The organism is Halarsenatibacter silvermanii, assembly GCF_900103135.1.
In the GTDB taxonomy this organism is placed as follows: domain Bacteria; phylum Bacillota; class Halanaerobiia; order Halanaerobiales; family Halarsenatibacteraceae; genus Halarsenatibacter; species Halarsenatibacter silvermanii.
The window spans coordinates 1-4195 of the sequence record NZ_FNGO01000050.1 but is presented as its reverse complement, the minus strand read 5'-3'; the positions used below and the strand labels follow the sequence as shown (position 1 = coordinate 4195).

The 4195-nt window shown below is 33.1% G+C and carries 3 protein-coding genes; all 3 read right to left on the bottom strand.

Features of this window, described 5'->3' with window-relative positions; translation table 11 throughout:
* Positions 1-350 precede the first annotated feature (350 nt).
* Positions 351-1832, bottom strand: coding sequence for a tripartite tricarboxylate transporter permease (locus BLT15_RS12780; RefSeq protein WP_159429966.1), 1482 nt, complete (start codon positions 1830-1832; stop codon positions 351-353).
* A gap of 294 nt (positions 1833-2126) precedes the next feature.
* Complete coding sequence (locus tag BLT15_RS12775) at positions 2127-2573, bottom strand: tripartite tricarboxylate transporter TctB family protein (RefSeq protein WP_089762439.1); 447 nt, start codon at positions 2571-2573, stop codon at positions 2127-2129.
* A gap of 361 nt (positions 2574-2934) precedes the next feature.
* Entirely contained in the window at positions 2935-3933 is a 999-nt protein-coding gene (locus BLT15_RS12770) for a tripartite tricarboxylate transporter substrate binding protein (protein ID WP_089762437.1), read from the bottom strand.
* Positions 3934-4195 lie beyond the last annotated feature (262 nt).

The following is a 4195-nucleotide window of genomic DNA, read 5'->3' as shown; positions in this document are numbered from 1 at the left end:
ATTTTCATCAGGGGGTTAACCCCCTGATGAACCAGTCAACACCGTACAACCACGTCTAACCGCGGAACAGGGCGGACAAATGTCCTAAGTGTAATATATTTAAAATGATAACAGGACTTTCTTATTTATTAACACAAAAAAGAATTTCTTTCAGCACTCGTTGTTGTGAATTTTCTTTTATACTTTGTACTTAAATAGACAAGTAACTGTAATTGCAAAAGATAATAACAGTAAATCCAATAAATATTTAATGCTCTATAAGCTCCATCAATTAAAGTGATAAAAGGCTGTGGTACTCTAATTTATACAGCAATTTTACAAATCGCTTTGGGGAAGAGCTTAAAATTAATTTAATTTGTTTTTTTCTGTAACCATAATAAACTTGAAAATGACAATATAATCAATGCTACTATACCTAAAAAGAGAGGTCTAGTAAAAAAAGTTAAAAAATCACCTCCACTTATTATTAAAGCTCTTCTTAGTTCACTTTCTATCATTGGTGCTAAAATTAATGCTAAGACTAAGGGGGCTAATGGATAATTATATTTTTTCATAAAGTATCCAGTTAAACCAAATATAATTGCTATTAGAATATCAAAAAATCTGTTTTGAATTGCAAAAGCCCCAATAATAGATAAAACAGTAACCGAAGGATAAAGGAGATATTTAGGTTGATTTATTATTGTTACTATATATTTACTGAGAGATAATCCAATTACAAATTTTAATATGGTGGCAAATAAGAACCCAATTATCAAGGGCCATATAAATTGTGGCTCATCAGTGAATAATGCTGGTCCTGGACTTAAACCATGCATCATTAAAGCAGCAAGTAATAAAGCAGATTGTGCATCGCCTGGAATGCCGAAAGTTAACATGGGTATTAATGCCCCGCCACAATTTCCATTATTCCCGGCTTCTGAAGCTACAATCCCTCTGATATCACCTTCGCCAAAAAATTCATCACTTATAGTTCTTTTAGATACTTCATATGCAGCAAATGATGCAATATCAGCCCCAGCGCCAGGTAATGAACCAATTCCTGCTCCTAACAAACCAGATTTTATTCCTGTAAAAACAACCTTTTTTATATCTTTCAATTTAATAAATAACCTTCCTATTTCTTGCTTTATTCTTCCTTGCTGATTTGAAGAATTATTTTCTAAAGCTATAAATACCTCTGATATTCCAAAAAGTCCTATCAATAATGGAACATAAGAGATGCCTGCTCTTAAATTAACATTACCAAAAGTAAATCTGTTAACACTGGTTACTGGATCCATTCCAATAAATGAAATAATCAAACCCACCACTGCTACAATAACACCTTTTAACAAGTGATCACTTGATATGGATACCACAATTGTTAGCCCTAAAATACCCATGGCAAAATATTCAGGTGGGCCAAATCTTAAAGCAATTCGAGCAATTTGGGGGGCCAAAAACAAAAGAAGCAATCCTCCTACTAATCCTCCGATCGTAGAGCCCAATAACCCTAATGTTATGGCTTCTCCCGCTCTACCATTTTTAGTAAGATGATACCCATCAAAAGTAGTTGCAGCTGAAGCAGGTGTTCCAGGTATATTTAAAGCTACAGCTGGAATAGATCCGCCAGCAATACCTCCAACATATATTCCAATCAAAGCTAAAAAACCATTTACAGCGTCAAGACCGAAGGTCAATGGTAATAAAACTGCTATTCCCATAGTTGAAGTAAATCCTGGTAAAGCACCAACTATCAATCCTCCAAGAACTCCAACTGTTACATAAACAATTCCTGGATAAGAAAATACAGTTGATAAGCCTAAAAAGAGGTTCTCTATTGAATACAATTTCACTCCCCCTTTTAATTACAAATAACTCGATAATAAAGGTGAAATGGTTTTTACTGTCTTTAATTTATCGAAACCACATTTAATGCGAATATTATATTTAAATATCACGTACTTAGTTTATCAGATGAATTTTTTCTAAATGCCCCTAACTTTATTACAAAGAGCAAAATATAAAAAACTTATTATATATTTACTAACGAAACGTTATTACAACTTAAGAATTAATGAATTTGCAATTTCCTATGGCAGTTTTATACATACTAGACCTAAGAATTTCATGTTTAAGTAAAATTAAAACATAGTGGGAATTGGAATATTTAACCATCCGCCAAAAACAAAATACAGTGCTGAGGTTAATATTATAGAGAATATAGCAGCTTTCACTGAAATTTTTTTGTTAAATAAATATATTAAATACATCATAAGTATAGGTGTCAAAATGATAAAACCTATAGCTCTTAAAGTATAATAATACATAATTAAACCCAACATCACTAAAATAATATTTTTTATATCTTTTAAAGTAATTTTGGAAGAATTATTGTTCTTTTTGTTTTTTTCTTTGTAAGTTTGAAAAAAAAGGCCTATAGATAGCAAGGCCAATAAAACAGAAATAACTTGTGGCATGAAACCAGCCCCAGGATCTCCTAAGCCTCCCCCTCGAAAACCTTGGCTTTCAAAATATACAAAAACAGATATTGCAAGTAATAATATAGATACTCCATAATCAAATTTCATTTTATAACACCTTACCTAAGATTAGATATCATTTTTTACTCCAATATATAGAATTAAGTTAAAAAATAATATAAGGCTCTTCTCCTAAACAGTTGGTAGAAATATTGGATAAACTAAGGAATTCCAGAATGCTTAACACTTTAATTGCTGGGGTTTATAAAGTATTGTATATGTATGGCATTTACTATTACTATCTCTTGCAGTTATAAAAACCACTTACCCTCCTAAATGTAAGGTATAGTGAAAAGTTTCCACCAACGGAAACGGAGAAAAACCAAAAATAAAAATTGATACAAAAATATAAGAAAGAAGATTTAAACCCCCCTGGTATTAACTTAATAATACAGGGGGGTTATTTGTTTTATTCTGCACCATAAAGATCAAGTTCTTTTAATAATTCTCTAAATCTAGGAACATCTTCTTCAATATATTCTGCTGTTTCTTCGGGCCCCCTATATATAATTCCCAAACCTTGTTCTTCCATAAAATTTACAAATGAATCTTTTTGCATACCTTCTCTAAAGGCATCGTGGAGTTTTTCTATAATTTCGTCTGGAGTACCTGCTGGTACACCTACTCCCCTCCAAGTACCTATCTCTATATCGTAACCTTTTTCTTTCATTGTCGGAACTTCTGGGAAGTTAGGGTCTCGTTCATCGGCCATTATTCCTAAAATTTCTAAGTCTCCTGCTTCAACTTGATCCACAACTTCTGGTGGACTAGCTATCATCGCATCAATATGACCTCCAACTGTAGCCGCCATAGTTGGAGCAGCTCCATCAAATGGTACTTGGTTAACATTTATTCCGGCTGCTTGTTCAAAGGCTGTTGCTGACAGGTGCCAAATATTACCATGACCAGAATTTCCTAAGGTGATCACTCCTGGGTTTTCTTCTGCATATTCTACAAATTCTTCAAGATCATCATACGGACTATCGGAGGGCACAATCAAAGCTGCAGGATCAAAATTAACAGTTATTACTGGCTCAAAATCTTCATAGGTGTAATCTAAGTCAGGGTTTACCATATGAGTGGTATACATACTTTCAGTTATAAAGACTAACTCATGCCCATCGGGTTCAGCGTAGGCAGAAAATTCTTCGTAACCAACAGCTCCACCTGCACCAGGTACATTAGTTACTACAATTGGTTCTCCAAGAATATCTTCTGTGGCATCTGCTAAAGCTCTTAATGTCATATCACTGCCACCACCTTCAGCAACTATCACGGTTAATTCTAGTTCTTCTTCCGGAAAGTCATCATGTTCGTCTGCGTGTATATTTTCAGAAAATCCCAGCCCAAAACTGACTAATAAAGCTAAAGTTATGACTAATACTTTTTTAATAGTAATGTTAAACATCTCTAATTCATACCCCCTTAATTATAATTGGATTTATTAAATTAACCAAAGCACCAAAACAGTTAAGTTTCTAATTTTAATTATCCCCTCCTAATTATATTTGTTATGAAACTAAACAATTATGCAAAGTTTATTTTAAATTTTTGGTTCTTCTCCACTTCCGTTGGTAGAAACCGTCTATAATTCCTCATATGGGGATATGTTATCAGCATCTTTAATTGCAGAAGATAGAAAAAGTAAATGCCATATTTCAAATACTTTA

What these genes read in the sequence shown, in the direction of transcription:
- BLT15_RS12775 (WP_089762439.1), bottom strand. Translation starts at nt 2,573, where the DNA reads ATGAAATTTGATTATGGAGTATCTATATTATTACTTGCAATATCTGTT.
- BLT15_RS12770 (WP_089762437.1), bottom strand. Translation starts at nt 3,933, where the DNA reads ATGTTTAACATTACTATTAAAAAAGTATTAGTCATAACTTTAGCTTTA.